General features: G+C 66.5%; 23 protein-coding genes and 1 pseudogene. 11 read left to right on the forward strand and 13 right to left on the reverse strand.

What is annotated here, in order from left to right; genetic code table 11:
- Positions 1–183 precede the first annotated feature (183 nt).
- Entirely contained in the window at positions 184–1,245 is a 1,062-nt protein-coding gene (locus ACFPOB_RS04635; protein ID WP_377796284.1) for a methyltransferase domain-containing protein, read from the forward strand.
- 48 nt (positions 1,246–1,293) lie between these two features.
- Here the strand turns inward: ACFPOB_RS04635 and ACFPOB_RS04640 are convergent, their stop codons facing one another.
- Positions 1,294–2,505, reverse strand: a complete 1,212-nt coding sequence (locus ACFPOB_RS04640) for an MFS transporter (protein WP_377796285.1) — start codon at positions 2,503–2,505, stop codon at positions 1,294–1,296.
- A gap of 101 nt (positions 2,506–2,606) precedes the next feature.
- Here ACFPOB_RS04640 and ACFPOB_RS04645 point away from each other — a divergent pair, with 101 nt between their 5' ends.
- The 4 genes from ACFPOB_RS04645 to ACFPOB_RS04660 all read left to right on the forward strand — a co-directional run bounded on the left by ACFPOB_RS04645 (position 2,607) and on the right by ACFPOB_RS04660 (position 6,627).
- On the forward strand, positions 2,607–2,990 hold the full coding sequence (locus ACFPOB_RS04645; RefSeq protein WP_377796287.1) for an ArsR/SmtB family transcription factor: 384 nt from the start codon (positions 2,607–2,609) through the stop codon (positions 2,988–2,990).
- 484 nt (positions 2,991–3,474) lie between these two features.
- On the forward strand, positions 3,475–4,689 hold the full coding sequence (gene zigA / locus ACFPOB_RS04650) for a zinc metallochaperone GTPase ZigA (protein ID WP_377796289.1): 1,215 nt from the start codon (positions 3,475–3,477) through the stop codon (positions 4,687–4,689).
- Between the two features lie 192 nt (positions 4,690–4,881).
- Complete coding sequence (locus ACFPOB_RS04655) at positions 4,882–6,177, forward strand: YncE family protein (protein WP_377796290.1); 1,296 nt, start codon at positions 4,882–4,884, stop codon at positions 6,175–6,177.
- A gap of 45 nt (positions 6,178–6,222) precedes the next feature.
- Positions 6,223–6,627, forward strand: a complete 405-nt coding sequence (locus tag ACFPOB_RS04660) for a GtrA family protein (RefSeq protein WP_377796292.1) — start codon at positions 6,223–6,225, stop codon at positions 6,625–6,627.
- A gap of 6 nt (positions 6,628–6,633) precedes the next feature.
- On the opposite strand, the gene ACFPOB_RS04665 is transcribed toward ACFPOB_RS04660, so the two are convergent.
- On the reverse strand, positions 6,634–7,140 hold the full coding sequence (locus ACFPOB_RS04665; RefSeq protein WP_377796294.1) for an anthrone oxygenase family protein: 507 nt from the start codon (positions 7,138–7,140) through the stop codon (positions 6,634–6,636).
- Positions 7,137–7,850 (reverse strand): class I SAM-dependent methyltransferase, encoded by a 714-nt coding sequence (locus ACFPOB_RS04670; protein WP_377796295.1) that lies wholly within the window; start codon positions 7,848–7,850, stop codon positions 7,137–7,139. Before ACFPOB_RS04670 ends, ACFPOB_RS04665 begins: the two co-directional genes overlap by 4 nt.
- A gap of 153 nt (positions 7,851–8,003) precedes the next feature.
- Between ACFPOB_RS04670 and ACFPOB_RS04675 the strand changes: the two genes are divergently transcribed.
- The gene (locus tag ACFPOB_RS04675; RefSeq protein ID WP_377796297.1) at positions 8,004–9,260 is read left to right on the forward strand and encodes a class I SAM-dependent methyltransferase; all 1,257 of its coding nucleotides are present in this window, start codon (positions 8,004–8,006) and stop codon (positions 9,258–9,260) included.
- Between the two features lie 2 nt (positions 9,261–9,262).
- On the forward strand, positions 9,263–10,072 hold the full coding sequence (locus tag ACFPOB_RS04680; RefSeq protein WP_377796299.1) for an inositol monophosphatase family protein: 810 nt from the start codon (positions 9,263–9,265) through the stop codon (positions 10,070–10,072).
- Here ACFPOB_RS04680 and ACFPOB_RS04685 read toward each other — a convergent pair.
- The 4 genes from ACFPOB_RS04685 to ACFPOB_RS04700 form a co-directional block, all read right to left on the reverse strand.
- A complete protein-coding gene (locus tag ACFPOB_RS04685) occupies positions 10,069–10,506 on the reverse strand; it encodes a GNAT family N-acetyltransferase (protein ID WP_377796300.1) in 438 nt (145 codons plus the stop codon). The genes ACFPOB_RS04680 and ACFPOB_RS04685 overlap by 4 nt on opposite strands.
- A 111-nt stretch (positions 10,507–10,617) precedes the next feature.
- A complete protein-coding gene (locus ACFPOB_RS04690) occupies positions 10,618–10,905 on the reverse strand; it encodes a hypothetical protein (protein ID WP_377796302.1) in 288 nt (95 codons plus the stop codon).
- Between the two features lie 79 nt (positions 10,906–10,984).
- On the reverse strand, positions 10,985–11,194 hold the full coding sequence (locus tag ACFPOB_RS04695; protein ID WP_377796304.1) for a cold-shock protein: 210 nt from the start codon (positions 11,192–11,194) through the stop codon (positions 10,985–10,987).
- Positions 11,195–11,720: 526 nt separating this feature from the next.
- Positions 11,721–12,056: a cupin domain-containing protein gene (locus tag ACFPOB_RS04700; RefSeq protein ID WP_377796306.1), complete on the reverse strand. Its 336-nt coding sequence runs from the start codon at positions 12,054–12,056 to the stop codon at positions 11,721–11,723.
- A gap of 164 nt (positions 12,057–12,220) precedes the next feature.
- On the opposite strand from ACFPOB_RS04700, the gene ACFPOB_RS04705 reads away from it, so the two are divergent.
- On the forward strand, positions 12,221–12,778 hold the full coding sequence (locus tag ACFPOB_RS04705) for a MarR family winged helix-turn-helix transcriptional regulator (RefSeq protein WP_377796345.1): 558 nt from the start codon (positions 12,221–12,223) through the stop codon (positions 12,776–12,778).
- Here ACFPOB_RS04705 and ACFPOB_RS04710 read toward each other — a convergent pair.
- The 3 genes and pseudogenes from ACFPOB_RS04710 to ACFPOB_RS04720 form a co-directional block, all read right to left on the reverse strand.
- Positions 12,765–13,286 (reverse strand): GNAT family N-acetyltransferase, encoded by a 522-nt coding sequence (locus tag ACFPOB_RS04710; protein WP_377796308.1) that lies wholly within the window; start codon positions 13,284–13,286, stop codon positions 12,765–12,767. The two genes, ACFPOB_RS04705 and ACFPOB_RS04710, sit on opposite strands and share 14 nt — an antisense overlap.
- Positions 13,287–13,330: 44 nt before the next feature.
- Positions 13,331–13,711, reverse strand: coding sequence for a DMT family transporter (locus ACFPOB_RS04715; RefSeq protein ID WP_377796309.1), 381 nt, complete (start codon positions 13,709–13,711; stop codon positions 13,331–13,333).
- Positions 13,712–13,833: 122 nt separating this feature from the next.
- A pseudogene (locus ACFPOB_RS04720) lies at positions 13,834–14,226 on the reverse strand (EamA family transporter); the annotation flags it as partial.
- Positions 14,227–14,318: 92 nt separating this feature from the next.
- On the opposite strand from ACFPOB_RS04720, the gene ACFPOB_RS04725 reads away from it, so the two are divergent.
- Positions 14,319–15,251 carry a LysR family transcriptional regulator gene (locus ACFPOB_RS04725; RefSeq protein ID WP_377796311.1) on the forward strand — a complete coding sequence of 311 codons (933 nt, stop codon included), beginning with the start codon at positions 14,319–14,321 and terminating at the stop codon, positions 15,249–15,251.
- 133 nt (positions 15,252–15,384) lie between these two features.
- Here ACFPOB_RS04725 and ACFPOB_RS04730 read toward each other — a convergent pair whose 3' ends face one another.
- Both ACFPOB_RS04730 and carA read right to left on the reverse strand, forming a co-directional pair.
- Positions 15,385–16,194 (reverse strand): prephenate dehydrogenase/arogenate dehydrogenase family protein, encoded by an 810-nt coding sequence (locus ACFPOB_RS04730; RefSeq protein WP_377796313.1) that lies wholly within the window; start codon positions 16,192–16,194, stop codon positions 15,385–15,387.
- Positions 16,195–16,379: 185 nt separating this feature from the next.
- Positions 16,380–17,600 (reverse strand): glutamine-hydrolyzing carbamoyl-phosphate synthase small subunit, encoded by a 1,221-nt coding sequence (carA, locus tag ACFPOB_RS04735; protein WP_377796315.1) that lies wholly within the window; start codon positions 17,598–17,600, stop codon positions 16,380–16,382.
- Between the two features lie 135 nt (positions 17,601–17,735).
- Between carA and ACFPOB_RS04740 the strand changes: the two genes are divergently transcribed.
- Positions 17,736–18,197, forward strand: a complete 462-nt coding sequence (locus ACFPOB_RS04740; RefSeq protein ID WP_377796316.1) for a GatB/YqeY domain-containing protein — start codon at positions 17,736–17,738, stop codon at positions 18,195–18,197.
- Between the two features lie 57 nt (positions 18,198–18,254).
- Positions 18,255–18,752, forward strand: coding sequence for a hypothetical protein (locus tag ACFPOB_RS04745; RefSeq protein WP_377796318.1), 498 nt, complete (start codon positions 18,255–18,257; stop codon positions 18,750–18,752).
- A gap of 12 nt (positions 18,753–18,764) precedes the next feature.
- Here the strand turns inward: ACFPOB_RS04745 and ACFPOB_RS04750 are convergent, their stop codons facing one another.
- The gene (locus tag ACFPOB_RS04750; protein WP_377796319.1) at positions 18,765–19,181 is read right to left on the reverse strand and encodes an NIPSNAP family protein; all 417 of its coding nucleotides are present in this window, start codon (positions 19,179–19,181) and stop codon (positions 18,765–18,767) included.
- Positions 19,182–19,201: the final 20 nt, after the last annotated feature.

Below are 19,201 nucleotides of genomic sequence, written 5' to 3' on the forward strand. Positions count from 1 at the left end.
GGGGGAAGCGGAAAGCGCTGCTTCCTGTCATGCGCACACAGGTCCTGCGCGCAGAGGTGGCGCGTTTCTCCCTTTGCGCAGTTGAGTGGTGACCGGCGGGGTATAGCATCCGCTTCCGCGATGGCGTCGAGCCGGTTCGCGTCAGGCCCCGGCCGCGCCCTCCCCAACCAGAGGAGCTTGGCCATGCGTCAATCCGATCCGCAGAAACTCGATGCCTTGGTGGGACGCCTGGTCGGAGACGTCGGAGCCTGCGTCACCGGCTCGCTCATCGTCCTCGGCGACCAGCTCGGCCTCTACAAGGCGATGGCCGATGGGGAGCCCGTCACGGCGGCGGAACTCGCCAGCCGGACCGGCCTCAAGGAACGCTATGTCCGCGAATGGCTCTCGGCCCAGGCCGCCGCCGAGTACGTTCAGTATGACGAGACGATCGACAGCTTCAGCCTGTCGCCGGAGCAGGCCATGGCCTTCGCCGAGGAGGGCAGCCCGGCCTTCTTCGCCGGCGCCTTCGAGATCGTCCAGTCGATGTGGGTCGACGAGCCCAAGGTCGAGGAGGCCTTCAGGACCGGCGCGGGGCTGGGCTGGCACGAGCACAGCAACTGCCTGTTCCGCGGCACCGAGCGCTTCTTCCGGCCGGGCTACAACACCAATCTGGTGAGCAGCTGGATTCCCGCGCTGGACGGCGTCAAGGCCAAGCTCGAAGCCGGCGCCGTCGTCGCCGATGTCGGCTGCGGCCATGGCGCCTCGACTATCCTAATGGCGCAGGCCTATCCGAAGTCGCGCTTCTACGCCTTCGACTATCACGGCCCCTCGATCGAGAAGGGCAAGGAGGCGGCGCAGAAGGCCGGGGTCGGCGATCGCATCGTCTTCGAGCGGGCGAGCGCCAAGGATTTTCCGGCGGCGAGCTATGATCTCGTCGCGATGTTCGACTGCCTGCACGATATGGGCGATCCGGTCGGGGCCGGCCGCCATGTCAAGGAAACGCTGGCGCCGGGCGGCACCTGGATGATCGTCGAGCCCTTCGCCCACGACAATCTCAAGCAGAACCTCAATCCCGTCGGCCGGATCTTCTACGGGGCGTCGACGATGATCTGCACGCCGGCCTCGATGGCGCAGGAGGTGGGATTAGGGCTCGGCGCGCAGGCAGGCGAGATGCGTTTGCGCAAGGTCGCGCTCGACGCCGGCTTCACCCGGTTCCGCCGCGCCACCGAGACGCCGTTCAACATGGTGTTCGAGGTCAGGGCCTGAGGTTTGCCGCGATGATCAACAGCAACGACTCCTGAGACGGCCCCATCGTCATTGCGAGGTCGGCGCGACCGCAACCTCGCCGACGCGAGCGGCCTTGCGGGCCGCCGCCTTGCGCCGCTGCGTCCCGATCAGCAGCAGGCCGAGTGCGCCGAGCTCGCAGGCCGCGCCGACGACGCCGAGCTGCCAGGAGGCGCCGTGGCGCAGCACCTGCTGGCCGAGCGCCGCGCCGGCGGCGATGCCGACATAGAGCGCCGAGGCGTTGAGCGAGAGCGCGACCACGACCGCATCGGGCGCCATCGCGGCGAGGCGCGACATCTGCGAGGGATGCCCGGCCCAGCCGGCGCCGCTCCAGATCATCAGGATCACCGGCAGGACGACAATCGCGACCGCCGGCGGCAGAGTCACCGCGACGAGCGAGGCGGCGGCGAGCGAGGCTGCGAGCAGGGTCAGCACGAAGGTCAGTGTCGGCACCGGGCCGAAGCGGTCGCTGGCCTGGCCGCCGAGCTGGTTGCCCAGCGCCGAGCCGATGCCGGTCAGCACCAGCGTCGCGCTCAGCCAATGGCCGGCGATGCCGGCATGGGCTGCGAGGAAGGGGGCGACATAGGTGTAGAGCGTGAAGGCGCCGGTGGTCCAAAGCGCGGTGGTGCCGAGCGCCAGCAGGACATCGCCGCGACGCGCGACCTGGAGCCGCTCGGCGAGCGTGTTGGCGCCGCGCGGCAGGCCCGCCGGCATCTTGAACAGCAGACCGGCGAGCGCGAGCGCGCCGAACAGCGCCACGACGAGGAAGGCGAAGTGCCAGCCGAGCGTCGCGACGGCGGTGCCGAGCGGCACGCCGAGGATCAGCGACACGGTCATGCCGCCGGTGACCAGCGCGATGGCGCGGGCCCGGCGCTCGGGCGGCACCAGCGCCACGGCGACCGCGTTCGCCGCCGGCATGAACACGCCAGAGCCGAGCGCCATGACGATGCGCGCCAGCATCAGCCAGGTGAAGTCGCTGGTGAAGGCGGCGACGAGATTGGCGAGGGTGAAGACGGTGAGCGAGCCGACCAGCACGAGCCGGCGGTCGAGATTGCCGAACAGGGTCGAGAGCACCGGCGAGCCGATGGCATAGGCGATGGCGAAGATCGAGATCAGCAGGCCGGCCGTATCGACGCTGACGCCGAAGGCGGCGGCGAGATTGGGGAGGATGCCGGTGATGACGAGGCTGCCGGTGCCGATGGCGAAGGCGCCGCCGGCCAGCAGGAGAAGACGGATGTCCATGGCAGAGCGCTCCGTGGGGAGTTGCCGACAATTTCAATGATCGTTGAATCATGGGCGTCGGCCGACCATGAGTCAATCCTAAATTCAAGGATCATTGAAACTTGTCAGGAGCAGCCGATGCAATTATTCCAGAGGTGATGAAGCAGCTCTTCCACCCCGAGATCGAGGATGTCCTGCCGGCCGACGTGTTCGCGGCGCTGGGCGATCCGATCCGGCTCGGCATCCTGGTCTCGCTCGCCGATTGCGACGAGGTCGACAAGGCGCGCTGCGGCGCCTTCACCCAGCTCGCCTCGCCCTCGCTGCTCTCCTACCATTTCGCCAAATTGCGCGAGGCCGGGATCACGCGGTCGCGGGCAGAGGGGACGGTGCGTTTCCTCAGCATCCGCCGCGAGGAGTTCGAGCGGCGCTTTCCCGGCCTGCTCGACAGCGTGATCGAGACGGCACGGCGCGATCCCTCGGTGCCGCGGATCAAGATCGACGTTTGATCGTCCTCTCCGTCATGGTCGGGCTTGTCCCGACCATCCACGTCTTCCTTTAGGCGATGCGGTGGTCGAGACGTGGATGCTCGGCACAAGGCCGAGCATGACGACGCGAAGTGGTCGCGCCGCTAACCTATCCGCAACACGGGCAGCCCGGCCCGAACACGGCGCGGCTGCCGAGGGCCGCCAGCTTTCCGCGCCAGCCCGGTACCTTCTCGCGAGCTTAGCGAGGTTCGGTGACTTCTGAAGCGCTCATCAGCGCAGGACCGCTACACGCCAAAAAAGCGCGTGAGTCATCCCGGGCGACCGCAGGGAAACCGGGACCCATTCCGGAGCTTTTCCGAAAGAGGTTCCGGAATCGATCCCGGATCTCCGCTTCGCTCTGTCCGGGATGGCAGCACGATCGAATATTGACGCTCAATCGCAGCCTTGCCTCTGCAATCCGCTCTCGCTATGAAATGTTACAACGTAACAAAATATGAGATCCGAGATGGACTCCCGCCTTCCCGTCACCGTGCTGTCCGGCTTTCTCGGCGCCGGCAAGACGACGCTGCTCAACCACGTCCTCAACAACCGCGAGGGTCGCAAGGTCGCGGTCATCGTCAACGACATGAGCGAGGTGAACATCGACGCCGACCTGGTCCGCTCCGGTGGTGGCGATCTCTCGCGCACCGACGAGAAGCTGGTCGAGATGAGCAATGGCTGCATCTGCTGCACCTTGCGCGACGATCTCCTCGCCGAGGTCGGCCGGCTCGCCCGCGACGGGCGCTTCGACTATCTGCTGATCGAGGGCACCGGCATCGCCGAGCCGCTGCCGATCGCCGCGACCTTCGAATTCCGCGACGAGGACGGCTTCTCGCTGTCCGATCTCGCTCGGCTCGACACCATGGTGACGGTGGTCGATGCGGTGAACCTGCTCAAGGACTACGGTTCGCGCGACTTCTTGCGCGAGCGCGGCGAGACCGCCGGCGAGGGCGACGAGCGCACGCTGGTCGATCTCCTGGTCGAGCAGATCGAGTTCGCCGACGTCGTCGTGCTCAACAAGGTCGGCGATGCCGGGCCTGAGGCCGCGGCGCAGGCAAAATTGGTGATCCGGGCGCTCAATCCCGATGCGCGATTGATCGAGGCCGATTTCGGCCGCGTGGCGCTCGATCAGATCCTCGATACCGGCCTGTTCGACCATGAGAAGGCGCAGGAGCATCCGCTCTGGCACAAGGAGCTTTACGGCTTCAAGGACCATGTGCCGGAGACCGAGGAGTACGGCATCTCCTCCTTCGTCTACCGGGCGCGCCGGCCGTTCCACCCGGAAAAATTCAACGCCTTCCTCTCCCGGACCTGGCCGGGGCTGATCCGGGCCAAGGGCCATTTCTGGCTGGCGACGCGGCCGGAATGGGTCGGCGAGATGTCGCTCGCAGGTAGCATCTGCCGGACCGAAGCGATGGGCTTCTGGTGGGCCGCGGTGCCGCGTCCGCGCTGGCCCGACCATCCCGAGTGGAAGGCGATCCTGAACCGGCACTGGCACTCGGTCTGGGGCGATCGCCGGCAGGAACTGGTCTTCATCGGGGCCGGCATGGACGAACGCGCCATCACCGCCGCCCTTGATGCCTGCCTGCTCGGCGAGACCCCGACCATCGCCTTCAAGCCCGAGCGCTACCGGGACCTGCCGGATCCGTTCCCGGCCTGGCGCCGGGCGACCGCCGCCTGAGCTTCCGTCCGCATGCGTAGCCCTCATCCTGAGGAGGCCCGCAGGGCCGTCTCGAAGGATGCTCCCGGAGACTCCGGAACCAGCTGGAGCATCCTTCGAGACGCGATCCTTTGGATCGCTCCTCAGGATGAGGGCTGAAGGATTTCAAGCCGTTTTTTCTGCTTTTCGTGGCGCTAGTTCGGAGATTTACCAATGCGTTTCAACTTCCTGTCTTTCCTTGCGCTATCTGCCTTGCTGTCGAGCCTGCCGGCCCTGGCCCATGACCATGCCGTGCTGCGCGGCCGTCTGGTCTTCGCCGATCATGAGAAACCGGTCGTGCGGGTGCTCGATCTCGATAGCGGCGAGGTCACCCACAGCTTCGACGTGCCCAAGGCCAATCCCGGCTTCGCCACGGCGCAGGGCGGCCGCTTCGTGGTGATCAAGACCGGCGACGATGCCGGCACGATCCGCTTCCTCGACACCGGCCTGACGATCGAGTCGCATGGCGACCACAACGACATCGAGAAGGGGCCGGTGAAGCTCCTCGACCTGACGTTGACCGGCCAGAAGCCGGCCCATGTCATCTCCGGCCATGGCCAGCTCGCACTATTCTATGACGGCATCCGCCCCTGGGACGGGCAGAGCACGGCGAAGGCGGTGCTGGTCGCGATCAACGATCTTTCCAAGGACAAGCCGGCGCTGACGGAATGGCCGAGCCCGGGGCCGCAGCACGGCATCGTCGTGCCGCTCGGCGAGGGGCGCTGGCTGATGTCGGTGCCGAACCCGGTCTATGTGAAGGGCGAGGACAAGAGCGCTTCGTCGCGGCCGAATGGGTTCGAGATCCTCGACCGGACCAAGGGCGATTGGACCAAGCTCGCCAGCCTCAACGACCCGGCCAAGCCCGACGCCTCCTGCAAGCTCTATCACGGCCATGCCGCGGCCGATGGCCGCCATGTCTTCGGCTGCGCCGAGGGGGAGGGCGGCGGCATGCTGGTGCTGTCGCAGGCCGGGGCGAAGTTAAGCGCGCACAAGCTCGCCTATCCCGACGGGCGCCGGCTGAGCACGATCAAGGCCAAAGCCGGCGCGAAGTTCATGGTCGCCAACTACGGCAAGACCTCGCCCTATGATGGCCTGCTCCGGGTCGATCCGACCGCCAAGTCGCTGACCGCGGCCGATGTCCTGCCGGTCCCGGGCGGCCAGTCGGCCTGCCAGTTCGAACTCTCGGCCAATGGCCGGCGGCTCGCAAATCTGACGCCGGATGGCAAGCTCAGGGTCTATGACGTCGCTGCCTGGAAGGAGCTCGCCAGCTTCGAGGCCGTGCCGGCCTTCGACTGCCAGTACGGCGCCAAGACCCCGACGCCGTCGCTCGCGGTGGTCGGCGGCAGCGCCTATGTCAGCGACCCCACGAATGGCCGCATCCGCGAATACAATCTCGAGACGCTGAAGCAGGCGCTCGACCTGCCTGTCGAGGGCATGCCGGCCAATCTCGCCGGCAGCGATGCGGGCTGATCGGCCGTAGGATTCCGTTCAGTATCCGGGTGTATCCTGCTCCGGATGCTGAACCATCTTCCCCGCCGCGCTAGGCAACTCGTCGCCTATGCCTTTTCGGGCGGGGTGGCGGCGGGCGCGCATTACAGTTTGCTGATCGGCCTGGTCGAGCTCGGCGGGGTCGATCCCGTCCTGGCGTCGCTCGCCGGTTTCGTACTCGGCGGCGTCGTCTCCTATGTGCTGAACCGCTGGCTCACCTTCGTGGCGACGCGCACGCATGGCGAGGCGAGCTGGCGCTTTGGCCTGATTGCTTTCGTCGGCTTCCTGCTCACCGGCATGCTGATGCACCTCTTCGTCAAGCTCGCCGGGCTGCCCTATTTGCCGATGCAGGTGGTCACCACGCTGATCGTGATGGTCTTCACCTTCGCCGGGCACAAATTCTTCTCCTTCGCCGAGCGCGAAGAAGCCTGATCAGGATCAGGCCGAGGGCATTTGCCCGGCGGCGTAGAGCGCCCAGCCGACCAGCAGGAGGCTGACGAGGCTCGCGAGTGTCCGGAGATGGTTCCACAGCGTCCACGGGCGGGAATAGGTCTGCCAGAGCGTCCGCGCCTGCTCGGGATCGGCAGGAATCGTGGCGATGGCGAGCGCCTCGTTCATCGGCACGTTGGCGACGAGGGTGACGAGGAAGGTTCCCGCCAGATAGACGATGGCGGCGAGCACGAGCAGCAGGGCGACCTGCCCGATCCCCTCCTTCCACCAGAGCCCGGCCGCGAGCAGCGCCACCACCGGCGTGCCGAAGAAGGCGGGGAAGAAGATCGCGTTGCGCACGACGATGTTGATGCTCTGCATCGACGCGATCGCAGCCTTCGGATCGACCGCGTCGAGCGCCCACATCACCGACATCGAATAGGCATAGAAGAAGCCTGCCATGGCGCCAGCCAGGGCCAGCGTGACGATGGTGAGTATGAGCGCGAGCGAGGTCATGGCACAGGAGTCTCCGCTGCCAGTGGCTTGCGCGCCGAGAAGGCCATGCGGCGCGGATTATGGCCGAAATTCGTGCGGCGTGTGACGCCCTTGAAGCCGGCAGCCTCGACCAGCGCGGTGATGCCGGCGGCACTGTAAGTCGAGAGCCCGTATTGTGCCCGCAGCTTGCGGTAATCCGAGAAGACGGTGCGCACCAATCCGCCGAGCGCGGCGATGAAGAAGCCGCCGCGCCAGGCGAAGCCGAGCAGTTCGATCGCGTCGGTCAGGGGCGAGAGGTCGGGCGGGATCACGTCGGCGAGGATGAGCTCGCCGCCGGGCTTGAGCTTGGCGCGCCAGGTGGCGAGCGCCCGCCTCAGCTCATCCTCGCTGAGATACTGGATCAGCGAGTTGGCGACGACGAGGTCGAGCGAATCGCCTGGCAGAACCTCGACCTCTTCGGGAGACAGCACCGAGAGATTGGCAATCTCGCCAAAGCGAGCTTCCAGCCTGTCGCGGACGGCCGGCGCCGCCTCGCAGAGGATCAGCCGGCCGGCGACGCCGGCGACGAGATCGGCCAGGAACGCCTCGCCGCAGCCGACATCGAGCACGACGGCATTTTTCGACGGGACCGCGGCAGCAATGTCCTGGGCGATGCGGCGATAGTGCAGGGCCTTGTGGCGATCCGAGACGTAGATCGCATGCTCGCCATTCCAGAAATCACGCCAGGACATCGGGCTTCCGTCTCGAGGGTGGCGCCGGGGCGCCTTGGCGCAAACCCCTAGCATGGCTGTGCTGACGATGGAGTCAGGTTGATTGCACGCAGGGTTTGTGCTGCCTCGGACGAACCAATAGCTTGCGCGCGATCGACCGGAGCCTGCCCCACCATGCTGCTGTTGCCGAAACTGCTGAAGCGCTCGATCCGCAAGGGGCGTCTGACCGTGATCGCGCCGGACGGCCAGCGACACGTCTTCGGGCCGGGCCGGACCGAATTCGTCTTCGCCGGCAAGCCCGTCGTCGCCGGCGAGGTGACGGTGCGCTTCAAGGATACCAGGATCGAGCGCGAGCTCTTCCTCAATCCCGAGCTGGCGCTGGCCGAAGGCTATATGGATGAGCGGATCGAGTTCGAGGACGGCTCGACCATCCATGACCTCCTGACGCTGTTCTGGATCCAGCGCAGCGAATTGCGCAAGCACCCGCTGCAGGCGGCGATCCGCAAGATCCGCTTCAAAATCCGGCGCTGGCGGATGCACAATCCGCTCGGCGTCGCCGGCAAGAAGGTGAAGCACCACTACGACATCCCGACCGAGTTCTACCGGCTCTGGCTCGACGAGACGATGACCTATTCCTGCGCTTACTGGCATTCTCCTGACGTAGGATTGGAAAACGCGCAGAAGGCCAAGCTCCGCCACATCGCCGCTAAGCTGAAGATCGAGCCCGGCATGAAGGTGCTCGATATCGGCTCGGGCTGGGGCGAGCTCTCGATCTATCTCGCCAAGGCCTGCGGCGCCAAGGTGACCGGGCTCAACGTCTCGCCCGACCAGATGGCGGCGGCGCAGAAGCGGGCGGAAGCCGCCGGCGTCGGCGATGCCGTGAACTTCATCAACAAGGATTATCGCGAGCTGACCGGGACGTTCGACCGCGTCGTCTCGGTCGGCATGATGGAGCATGTCGGCGTCGCGCATTACCTCGAATATTTCGAGAAGATCCGCGACCTGCTCACCCCGGATGGGATCGCGCTCGTCCATTGCATCGGCCGCGTCGGTCCGCCCGGTTTCACCGGCCCGTTCTTCGACAAGTACATCTTCCCCGGCGGCTATGCCCCGGCGCTGTCGGAGGTCTTCGCCGCGGTCGAGCAGACGGGCCTCTGGCATTCCGACTGCGAGTTCTGGCGCCGGCACTATCACTGGACGCTGGAAGCCTGGCGCGAGCGCTTCATGGCGCACCGGCCGGAGGTGGTGACGATGCTGGGCGAGCGCTTCGCGCGGATGTGGGAGTTCTACCTCTCCGCCTGCTCGATCTCCTTCGGTATCGGCGGCGACATGGTGTTCCAGCTGCTGCTCGGCCCGCACAAGAGCGCCGTGCCGGTGATCCGGGACTACATCACCGAAGCCGAAGCCGAGCTGGAGGGGCGGGGCTTCTGACGATGGCGGGACAGGAGCTGATCGGGCAGGTCTCCGACCTGCTGCGCGAGGTCGCAGCCGGGGTGGTGATGCCGCGCTTCCGCAAGCTCGCGGAAGCCGAGGTCCGGGTGAAATCGCCTGGCGAAGAGGTCACGATCGCGGACGAAGAGGCCGAGCAGCTGCTCAATCTCCGCCTGCCCGCGCTGCTGCCGGGTTCGCGGGTGATCGGCGAGGAGGCGGTCTCGGCGCAGCCGGAACTGTTGCAGGGGCTGGGCGAGGGCACTGTTTTCGTCGTCGATCCGATCGATGGCACCTCGAACTTCGTCAAGGGCAGCCCGTGCTTCTCGATGATGGTGGCGCTGCTGCGCGAGGGCGAGCCGGTCGCCTCCTGGATGCTCAGCCCGGCGACCGATACCATCCATGTCGCCGAGCGCGGCGCCGGCGCCTGGATCGATGGCCGGCGCGTCAGGGTGGGGAGGCCACCGCAATGGACCGGACTGCGCGGCGGCGTGCTCACGCGCTTCCTGCCAGCCGAGATCACGGCGCGCGTGCACGCTAATGGCCGGGACCTCGCCGCCATCCTGCCGGGGATGTTTTGCGCCGGTGAGGAATACCCGGCTATCGTGCGCGGCGAGCAGAACTTCGTCGTGTTCTGGCGTGGCCTGCCCTGGGACCATGCGCCGGGCGCTCTCTTTCTCGAAGAGGCCGGCGGCCGTGCGGCGCGCTTCGACGGGCGCCCTTACAGGCCGGCGGAGCAGGGCTCTGGCATCCTGGCGGCGCAATCGCCGGAGTTGTGGGACGAGTTGCAGCGGCGGCTGTTTGCGGAAATTTAGATCACGCCTCGACCGTGAGATTGATCAGGCCTGCGCCAGATATAGCGGATGTCGGGCTCGCGCTCTTCATTGCGCGATCCGTCAGTTAGCTCGGCCGCCATAAAGCCGTGCCGCTCATAGAAGCGCCGGGCGATCGCGTTGCGCTGAAACGTCCAGAGGTTGAGTTCGGAGCAACGCCTCTGCGCGACGTCCAGCAACGCGCTGCCCACACCCTGGCCTTGATAGGCCGGCAGTACGTAGAGCTGATCGATCCAACCGGCGCGGAAGGCGATGAAGCCGGTGAGCATGCTGCCCTCGAGCGTGCCCCAGACCTCGCATTCCTCGAAGACGACGTTCCGGAAATAGGCGCGGTCTTCCTCGGGCGTGTGCAGCCCGGCCAGCCAGGGCAAGCGCTCGTCAAAACTTGCGCGGTGCACGGCAGCGACCGTGTTCATGTCATTGCGCTGGAGTCTGACCGGAGGACGGAGCATGCGCCGGAGTAGCAGGGGAACGCTCGGCCGGGCAATCGCCAGCCGCGACCGGCACCGCCGCCCGTCGGAGCCGGATCAGCCGCGGACGATCTTGCGGCGCGCTTTGGTTTTGGCGGGGGCCAGGGCCTGCGCCTCGCGCTCGAGCGCTTCCTTCTGAAGCCGCAATTGCCGCAGCTTCGCCGTATTCGCATCGCGGGCCTGGGCGATGCTGTCAGCCTCGGAGATGATCCGGTTGCGGGCCAGCGCCTGGGTCTGCACCTTCAGGAAGTTGTTGTCGGCCTCGGTGCGCTGCTTTGAATGTTCAGCCAAGATGGCCTCCTGTTGGTTTCGATTGCCGTGTCGGGCACAAAAAAGGCCAAGCATTCGCTTGGCCTTCCCTCGGAAGTCATTACAGTCGGCAGTGCCGGTACATCCATGGTCACCGCGACGAATGACGTCCCTATCACGCAGCCTGGAGCTGCTCGGCGGCCATCTTGCCGGACTTGTTGTCGCGAGCGACCTCGAAGCCGATCTTCTGGCCTTCCTGCAGATCGCGCATTCCGGCGCGCTCGACAGCGGAAATGTGGACGAAGACGTCCTGCCCGCCGTTGTCAGGCTGAATGAAGCCAAAACCCTTGGTGGAGTTGAACCATTTCACTGTGCCGGTGGTCATTGAAGAACCCTCCTGTTGGCAAGACCTATCGTCCGCCATGCGAATGCTCGGCGGATTCAGAACGATTTTGAAAGGGGAGTTCGTCAGAGACGCGCCAGAGCGCGAAAATAAAACCAACCGTCCGAGCAAATATCGACAAAATTGATGTTACGCTCTTTAGACACGTATGTCAATTGTACTATTTGTCTTGATTGTCGCGACCACGAGCGTTCCGCAGATTCTATCGAACAGGAGCCAGATTTTCATGCCGATTTAACTCGCGCACGGCTGTATTATTTGCCGGCCAGTTCGCGCGGAATGCTGCAAAGTTGAGATGTCGGCTCGTCAGAGCGTTAATCGCGGTTCTGCAGCCGGAGGGTGATCGTCTGGCATCAGACCATGCTTGCGGTTTGATGAGCGCTGAAATCCGCGTTCTGCTTGCAGGTGATCGGCTCGCAGGCGCGCGTCGCGGCGGAAGGCCGGCGACGAGCAAGTTGACGAAGAGCATTTTGGAAACGGTCGGCCCTCCTTTGGCGGTCAGCGAGCGTCAGAGGTTCTGCTGCAGGATTCGCCCGTTCGGGTGGACGCAGATCAGTTCGAGCCGGCCGTCGCCGACATTCTCGAAGCGGTGCGGGACGTCGGGCGCGGCGACGACGATGTCGCCGGGGTGGCCGCGCGTCCGTTCACCCCCGATGGTGAATTCGGCCTCGCCCTTCCGGACGATCCAGGTCTCCGAATAGGGGTGGACGTGCAGCATCGAGCCCTGGCCCGGCTCGGCATCGACGATGAAGAACGAGACCGGGCCGCCGAGCGTCTCTCCCTCGAAACGCACCGTGCGATTGGCGCCGCGCTGCTGATCTTCGGACCGAAGGACGTTGAACATGACTGCCTCCCTGGCTGAGCGTGGGCGATTTATCTTTGCAGGAAGATATCTAGCTGGGAGATATCCTCTCGTCAAGATAATTATCTTCGCGCCAAGATATCTTGGCGAGCGACGGCATGAGGTGTATGCCTGCCGGCCGGGTATCCAACGGCCAAGGCGCTGAAATGACGGATGAATCGCAAAACCGAGATCGCGCGATGGAGGACCATGTGGATCGGCTGCGCCGGCTATGGGCACGCGAGCTGCCCGATCTGAACACCGAGCCGATGGCGATCCTCGGCCGCGCCTTCCGGCTCGGCAACATGGTCCGGCCGAGCATCGAAGAGACTTTCGCAGGCTTCGGACTCGATCGCGGCGAGTTTGACGTGATCTCGACCCTGCGCCGCTGCGGGCCGCCCTATCGGCTAACGCCGACGGAGATGTACGCGCTGCTGATGATTTCCTCGGGCGGGCTGACCCACCGGCTCGATAGGCTGGAGAAGGCCGGCCTGATCCGGCGCGAGAAGTCGGCGAAGGATGGGCGCAGCGTGCAGGTGGCGCTGACCGAGGCAGGCGCGGTGCTGGCCGAGCAGGCCTTCCGGACGGACATGGCGAGCGAGCTCGCGTTCCTCGATCCGCTGGATACGCAGGAGCGGGAGATGCTGGCCGGGCTGCTCAGGAAGCTGATCCTCGGGATCGAGGCTCAGGCAGCAAAAGAGAAGGCCGGCGTCAGTCCTCCGTGAAGTCGAGAGCCAGCATCGCCTCGTCGATGTAGCGGCCATCGACGCAGAGCGCCTTGGGCTGCACCCCGTAAAGCTTGAAACCGAGGCTGTCATAGAGCCGGCGGGCTGCCCGGTTATCGACGCCGACATCGGCGTGGAGGACGACGACATGCTGGCGCGCGTGGGCGATCAGCGTCTCGATCAACCGCGCCGCGATGCCCCGGCCGCGCTGGGCGGGCAGCAGATAGACGCCCCAGAGCAGGCCGATATGGCGGTGCTTCTCGCCGTCATAGGCAAGGAAGCCGGCGATGCCGACGAGGTCGGGGCCGGAGAAGGCGCCGAAGACCCGGCTCGGCGCCGGCGGCGTCAGGCGCTCGGTGAAGCGCTCCAGCGGGTGGGCCGACTCGTCGGCGAGGCTGGCGCCGAAAGCTTCTGGCGTATCGGCCAGCCCGGCAAGGCGGAGGGTGCGAAAAGCCTCGGCGTCGGAGGCGCCGAGGGCTCGGATGGTTATGCTGCTCGGTCCGGTCATGGGCGGACGAGAGCATGTGGCTCCCGCCCGCCGCAAGCCCGACCTCACCGCTTCAGATTGACGATGACCACGCCGGCCAGGGCCATGGCGCCGCCGATCAGACCGAGTACGGTCGGGACCTCGCCGAGCCAGACAAAGCTGATCAGCATCGCCGCCGGCGGCACGCAGTACTGGAAGTTGGCGGCGCGGGCGGCCGGCAGGCGCGAGAGGGTGATCGCCCAGGTGCCGTAGGCGACGACGCTGGAGACGAGGGCAAGCCAGACCACCGACCAGATCGCCTGCGCCGGGGCGGCCGGCAATTGCTCCAGCGCGCCGGGCAGGAAGGGGGGGCAAGCCCGCCGATCGCCATGTTCCAGGCCGCGACGGTGAGCGGCTTGTGGCGGGCGAAGAGCGGCTTCTGCACCACGGTCGAGACCGCGTTGCACAGGGCGGCGCCGAGGATCAGCAGGACGCTGACGCCGATGTTGAGGTCGAGCCCGTTGCCGAGGGCGATCACGCCGATGCCGGCGAAGGCGAGCGCCGTACCGGCCCAGGCGAGGGCGCTGAAGCGCTCGTTCAGGACCAGCATGGCGAGCGCCGCGGTCATGATCGGGTTGGTGTTGATGATGAAGCTCGCCGCGCCGGCCGGGACGACGCGCTGGCCGAGATTGAGGAAGATCGCATAGAGCGCGATGAAGACGATGCCGCCGGTGAGGAAGCGCCAGACATCGGCGCGCTCGGGCAGCTTGGGACGTGTGACGATCAGGAAGAGCGCGGCGAAGACGCCGGCGATGGCAAAGCGCAAGGCAGCCAGTTCGAGCGCGCCGAAGCCGGCGAGGCCGGCCCGGATCGCCGGGAAGGAGGAGGCCCAAGCGATCACGGTGAAGGGGATGGTGAAGAGCAGCATGGCGTCGAGGGTGGAGCCGGGCCGGGAGGACGCAGCGGAGGGGACGGTTGTCATGGCAGGCCTCAAAGGCTGGTGACGGTTCGCCTTCGGATAAGCGCCTCGGCGAGCTGATTGACAAACGAGTAATTCGATGACGAGCTGTGAGCATGGATCACAGCTCGCCACTGCCACCACTCGACACGCTGCGCGCCTTCGAAGCCGCCGCCCGCTCGGGCAGCTTCTCGGCCGCAGCGGAGGCGCTGAACCTGACCCATGGCGCGGTCTCGCGGCAGGTCGCCAAGCTGGAGCACTGGCTGGGCCTGCGCGTCTTCGAGCGCCAGGCGCGCGGGGTCGCGCTGACGCCGGAGGGCCAGCGCCTGTTCCAACGCACGCAGGAAGCCTTCTCGGTCTTCGCCGATTCATCGGATCGCTGGAGCGAGCCGCGTGGGGCGGCGGTGGTGCGCTTCAGCGCGACGCCGTCGGTCTGCTCGCTCTGGCTGATGCCGCGCTGGCAGCGTCTGGAAAGCGGCGATCCTGCCGTGCGGATCATGCTGCAGGTCGACCATCGCAAGGTCGATCTCGAGGAGGAGGGCATCGACCTCGCCATTCGCTGCGGCCGCGGCGGCACGCCGGGCCGGGTCTCGGTGCAGCTCTTCGAGGAGTGGTGCTATCCCGTCGCCTCGCCGGAGCTGGCCAGGGCGATCGGCGAGGGCAAGCCGGAGCGCTTCCTCGACCAGCCATTGATCCATGATTCGGATGCCGCCGGCTGGCGCGCCTGGTTCAATGCGCAGGGGCTGGATTTCCGGCCGCGAGCGAACGATCGGCGCTTCGAGGATTACAATCTCGTGCTCGACGCTGCCGCGTGCGGCCTCGGCGTGGCGCTGTCGCGCCCGCCCCTGGCTCAGGCACAGGTCGATGCCGGACGGATCGCACGGGTCGATCAGCGCACCGCGCTCAACCCGGTCTCCTATTGGCTCGACCGGCCGATGGGCCAGCCGCGCCCGGCAGCGGTGACGCTGGCGACGCGGATCGCGCACGAGGCCGGGCTGCCGGCTGGCAAGCTCGCGGGGTTCCTGCGGCAGGAGGCGAAGGCGGCTTAGCGACGCTGGTCGGACGAGTGCGGGGAACCCTCTCTTGGAAGGAGAGGGCAGGGTGAGGTGTGGGTAGGTTGACCAGCTCCGCGAGGCCCGGCCGCGCGGTTGGGTTCAGGCTCACGTTTTCAGTCCGAACACCTCACCCAACCCTCTCCTTCCAGGAGAGGGCTCCCGCGTCTCGCTGGTCGAAGGACGGAGCGGTATCCCGGTCGAGATGCGCCCGCATCTCCTCGGCAAGCGCGAAGAAGCGGTCGCGTACCGGCCTGGCATGCGGGTTGGCCTGCTCGATGGCGAGGAAGACCGCCGGGCTGTCATGGCGGACCATCTCGGTCGCGCGCATCAAGAGGTCGAAGCTCGCGGTGGTCATGCGACGCGGCAAGGGCTCCATCCGGACCAGGATCTTGGCGATCAGATGGGTCAGGCCCTGGACCATGGCCGCCTCGCGGTCATGCGCCTCCGGTGTCGTCATGATGACCTTAAGGCCAAGCACGCGGCGCAGGAAGGCGGCGATGCGCCAGGCGCTGGCGCCGCGGATCGGGCAGATCGCGATCTTCAGGCCGGCAATGCCGTCGCGGCCGCTTTGCGGGCCGAAGAGCGGGTGGGTGCCGACGATCTCGACGTCCGCGGGCAGCTCGGCGAGCATGGTCATGGCGGGGCCGATCTTGACCGAGCCGACATCGACGACGATCGCGCCGGCGCGCAGATGCGGCCGCAAGGTCGCGATCGCCTCGGAGAGGGCTGAGACCGGCACGGCGAGGATGACGATGTCGCAGGCGGCGATCTCGGCCGGGTTGGCGGCGATGATGCCGCCGGCGGCCGCATCGGCCGGCAGCGCCGGATCGAAAGCGATCAGATGGCAAAGCGGGCGGAGATGGCGGGCGATCAGGCGGCCGAAGGCGCCGAAGCCCATCCGGCCGACGGAGGGAGTGGTGATATTCGGCAAAAGCATCGCGTGGTCCTCTGGAGGGGCCGCGATGCCGGGTGACTGCCTGAATTCAACCGCCAGCGCGGCGGTTGAGACATGAAGATGCCGCCGCCTCTATGAGGACGGGGCGTAATAGTTGCGGGCGAGCAGGCAGGCGAAGGTCATGACGCGCTTAGAGCGCGCGCCATGCTTGCTGTCAATGGCCGGGTTCAGGCGGCCTTCTTCGCCTTCTCCGCTTCCATCAGCTCGACGAAGCGGGTGAAGAGGTAGTGGCTGTCCTGCGGGCCCGGCGAAGCTTCCGGATGGTGCTGGACGCTGAAGGCCGGGCGGTCGGTCAGGGCGATGCCGCAGTTGCTGCCGTCGAAGAGCGAGACATGGGTCTCGGTCGCATTGGCCGGCAACGTCGCCGGATCGACGGCGAAGCCATGGTTCATCGAGACGATCTCGACCTTGCCAGTGGTCTTGTCCTGGACCGGATGATTGGCGCCGTGATGGCCCTGCTTCATCTTCATGGTCTGACCGCCGATGGCGAGCGCCAGCATCTGGTGGCCGAGGCAGATGCCGAAGGTCGGGAGCTTGCGGTCGAGCAATTCCCTGATCACCGGCACGGCATATTCGCCGGTCGCGGCCGGGTCGCCCGGGCCGTTCGACAGGAAGACGCCGTCGGGATTGAGCGCGAGGATGTCCTTGGCCGATGCGGTCGAGGGCACGACCTCGACCTCGCAGCCGGCCTTGGCGAGCAGGCGCAGGATGTTGCGCTTGACGCCGTAGTCGATGGCGACGACGCGATGCGCCGCAGTTTCGCGCTTGCCATAGCCGCGCGGCCACTGCCAGGGCGTCTCGTCCCAGTCATAGCGCTGGGTCGCGGCGACGAGCGGCACGAGGTCGAGCCCGGCCATGTCGGGGAGGGCGGCGGCCTCCTTCTTCAGGGCCTCGATGTCGAAATTGCCGGCCGGATCATGGGCGATGACGGCGTTGGGCATGCCGTTCTCGCGGATCAGCGTGGTCAGCGCGCGGGTGTCGATGCCGCAGATGCCGACGATGTTGCGGGCCTTCAGCCAGGCGTCGAGATGCTTGGCAGCACGCCAGTTCGAGGGCTGCGTGACCTCGGCATGGAGCACGACGCCGCGCACGCCGGAGGAGGCGGCGGCGTTGACCGTCTCGGTGTCGTCTTCGTTGACGCCGACATTGCCGATATGCGGGAAGGTGAAGGTGATGATCTGACCGGCATAGGACGGGTCGGTCAGGATCTCCTGATAGCCGGTCATCGCCGTGTTGAAGCAGACCTCGCCGGGCGCCTGCGCGATCGCGCCGAGGCCGAAGCCTTCCAGCACGGTGCCGTCGGCCAGCACCAGCACGGCGGTCGCGCGCGGCTCAGCCCAGCCGTCTTGCCAGCCTTGGGAGGCGGGGTTTCCTTCGGGAGCGGTCATGTCTATGTCTCGTCCAGGCCGCTGGAAGCTGCGGCAAGCGTGAAGGCTGCGCGCGTACTGGCGCGGCCGGTCTGGAGCGCGAGCCTTAATCGGCTACCCGTGCCCCGTCAATGAATGAAGAAGGTTCGTAACATCATGTCCACTCTGCGCGAGCAGTTCACTGCCGACCTCAAGACCGCGATGAAGGCCGGCGAGAAGGGCAAGGTCGCCGCCATCCGCCTGATCCAGTCGGCGCTGAAGGACAAGGACATCGAGGCCCGCGGCGCTGGAAAGGGCGAGGCGACACCCGACGAGATTCTCGCCTTGCTGCAGAAGATGATCAAGCAGCGCCAGGAGTCGATCGCGATCTACGATGCCAACGGCCGCCCCGAGCTCGCCGAGGGCGAGCGCGCCGAGGTCGCGGTGATCTCCTCCTATCTGCCCAAGCAGATGAGCGACGAGGAGATCAAGGCGGCGATCGAGGAGATCATCGCTGAAACCGGCGCCTCGTCTGTCAAGGACATGGGCAAGGTCATCGGCGCACTGCGCGGCGCCTATGCCGGCCAGATGGACTTCGCCAAGGTCTCCCCTATGGTGAAGCAGTTGCTGGGCGGCTGATCCGCGGGCGGCATTTTGCCCGAGCGACGAGGCAGCCTTCGGCAAGGGAGGCTTGCGATGTCGAAACGGTCGATCGTCATGGTCGCGCTCGGGCTGGCCTTGCAGGGCCCGGCCGCGCTCGCTCAATCGGAGGGCTGGGGCACTGGCTACCAGATGGGCACCTCCTATGCCGGGGTGAGCGGCGCCGACGGGACACGGCTCACCTTCTATTGCGGCGATCCGGCGGCGGCCCGCGCCAACCCGGCGATTGTCAGCGGCCCCTATCTGATGGCGGTCCTGCCCAAGACGCAGCTCAAGGACGCCTTGCCGTCGGCGATCGAGATCGTGGCCGACGGCAAGGCGACGCGCGTGCCGGTCAAGGCCCAGGCAGGCATGGAGGAGGTCGAACTGACCTGGACGCCAAGTCGCGACTTCGGTGTCTCGGAGATGCAGCCGCTGGTCGCGAGCCTGCGTGAGGCACAGCGGATCGAGTTGCGGGCCGCCGAGGCTGCCGTCCTGTTGCCGACCGAAGGCGTGGCGAAGGCTCTGGCCGGGAACCCGCTGCGCTGTCCTTGAGGAGCCGATGGCTTACGGCGAATAGCGCGTGCGCTGCATCACCCGCTCCTCGATCGCGCCGACCAGGCGGCCGTGCACGGCGGCGCTGCTGTCCTTGATCTTCGACCATTCCGCGTCCTGCATGAAGCGGGCCCAGCTCGCTCGCATCGTCGCCTCATCCGGCCAACGCAGCACGTAAATGAACTCGGTGCGGTCCTTGATCTTCGCCTCCCACATCGCCGCGATGTCGAAGCCGTAGGTCTTCATGATGCGGGCGGCGTGGTCGCGGAAGCGGGCGTGGAAGGCCTCCTTGTTGCTCTCGAAGATCTCGTAGATCCGCAATTGCTCGATCATGGTCGCTCGTTCGGTTGCCGAGGTCGTGTTGGTGAAAAGGGCGGCCGCGGTCAGGGCCGCGGCGATCAGGCGCCATCGTCGCAAGCGGGTTGGCATGGCGAAGACTCCCTCGCTGT

The organism is Allobosea eneae (assembly GCF_042657265.1).
GTDB classification, from domain to species: Bacteria; Pseudomonadota; Alphaproteobacteria; order Rhizobiales; family Beijerinckiaceae; genus Allobosea; species Allobosea eneae.

Coding starts and splice junctions, on each gene's coding strand:
- ACFPOB_RS04635 (WP_377796284.1), top strand. CDS start 184: ATGCGTCAATCCGATCCGCAGAAACTCGATGCCTTGGTGGGACGCCTG.
- ACFPOB_RS04640 (WP_377796285.1), bottom strand. CDS start 2,505: ATGGACATCCGTCTTCTCCTGCTGGCCGGCGGCGCCTTCGCCATCGGC.
- zigA (WP_377796289.1), top strand. CDS start 3,475: ATGGACTCCCGCCTTCCCGTCACCGTGCTGTCCGGCTTTCTCGGCGCC.
- ACFPOB_RS04655 (WP_377796290.1), top strand. CDS start 4,882: ATGCGTTTCAACTTCCTGTCTTTCCTTGCGCTATCTGCCTTGCTGTCG.
- ACFPOB_RS04660 (WP_377796292.1), top strand. CDS start 6,223: ATGCTGAACCATCTTCCCCGCCGCGCTAGGCAACTCGTCGCCTATGCC.
- ACFPOB_RS04665 (WP_377796294.1), bottom strand. CDS start 7,140: ATGACCTCGCTCGCGCTCATACTCACCATCGTCACGCTGGCCCTGGCT.
- ACFPOB_RS04670 (WP_377796295.1), bottom strand. CDS start 7,850: ATGTCCTGGCGTGATTTCTGGAATGGCGAGCATGCGATCTACGTCTCG.
- ACFPOB_RS04675 (WP_377796297.1), top strand. CDS start 8,004: ATGCTGCTGTTGCCGAAACTGCTGAAGCGCTCGATCCGCAAGGGGCGT.
- ACFPOB_RS04680 (WP_377796299.1), top strand. CDS start 9,263: ATGGCGGGACAGGAGCTGATCGGGCAGGTCTCCGACCTGCTGCGCGAG.
- ACFPOB_RS04685 (WP_377796300.1), bottom strand. CDS start 10,506: ATGAACACGGTCGCTGCCGTGCACCGCGCAAGTTTTGACGAGCGCTTG.
- ACFPOB_RS04690 (WP_377796302.1), bottom strand. CDS start 10,905: ATGCTTGGCCTTTTTTGTGCCCGACACGGCAATCGAAACCAACAGGAG.
- ACFPOB_RS04695 (WP_377796304.1), bottom strand. CDS start 11,194: ATGACCACCGGCACAGTGAAATGGTTCAACTCCACCAAGGGTTTTGGC.
- ACFPOB_RS04700 (WP_377796306.1), bottom strand. CDS start 12,056: ATGTTCAACGTCCTTCGGTCCGAAGATCAGCAGCGCGGCGCCAATCGC.
- ACFPOB_RS04705 (WP_377796345.1), top strand. CDS start 12,221: ATGACGGATGAATCGCAAAACCGAGATCGCGCGATGGAGGACCATGTG.
- ACFPOB_RS04710 (WP_377796308.1), bottom strand. CDS start 13,286: ATGACCGGACCGAGCAGCATAACCATCCGAGCCCTCGGCGCCTCCGAC.
- ACFPOB_RS04725 (WP_377796311.1), top strand. CDS start 14,319: ATGGATCACAGCTCGCCACTGCCACCACTCGACACGCTGCGCGCCTTC.
- ACFPOB_RS04730 (WP_377796313.1), bottom strand. CDS start 16,194: ATGCTTTTGCCGAATATCACCACTCCCTCCGTCGGCCGGATGGGCTTC.
- carA (WP_377796315.1), bottom strand. CDS start 17,600: ATGACCGCTCCCGAAGGAAACCCCGCCTCCCAAGGCTGGCAAGACGGC.
- ACFPOB_RS04740 (WP_377796316.1), top strand. CDS start 17,736: ATGTCCACTCTGCGCGAGCAGTTCACTGCCGACCTCAAGACCGCGATG.
- ACFPOB_RS04745 (WP_377796318.1), top strand. CDS start 18,255: ATGTCGAAACGGTCGATCGTCATGGTCGCGCTCGGGCTGGCCTTGCAG.
- ACFPOB_RS04750 (WP_377796319.1), bottom strand. CDS start 19,181: ATGCCAACCCGCTTGCGACGATGGCGCCTGATCGCCGCGGCCCTGACC.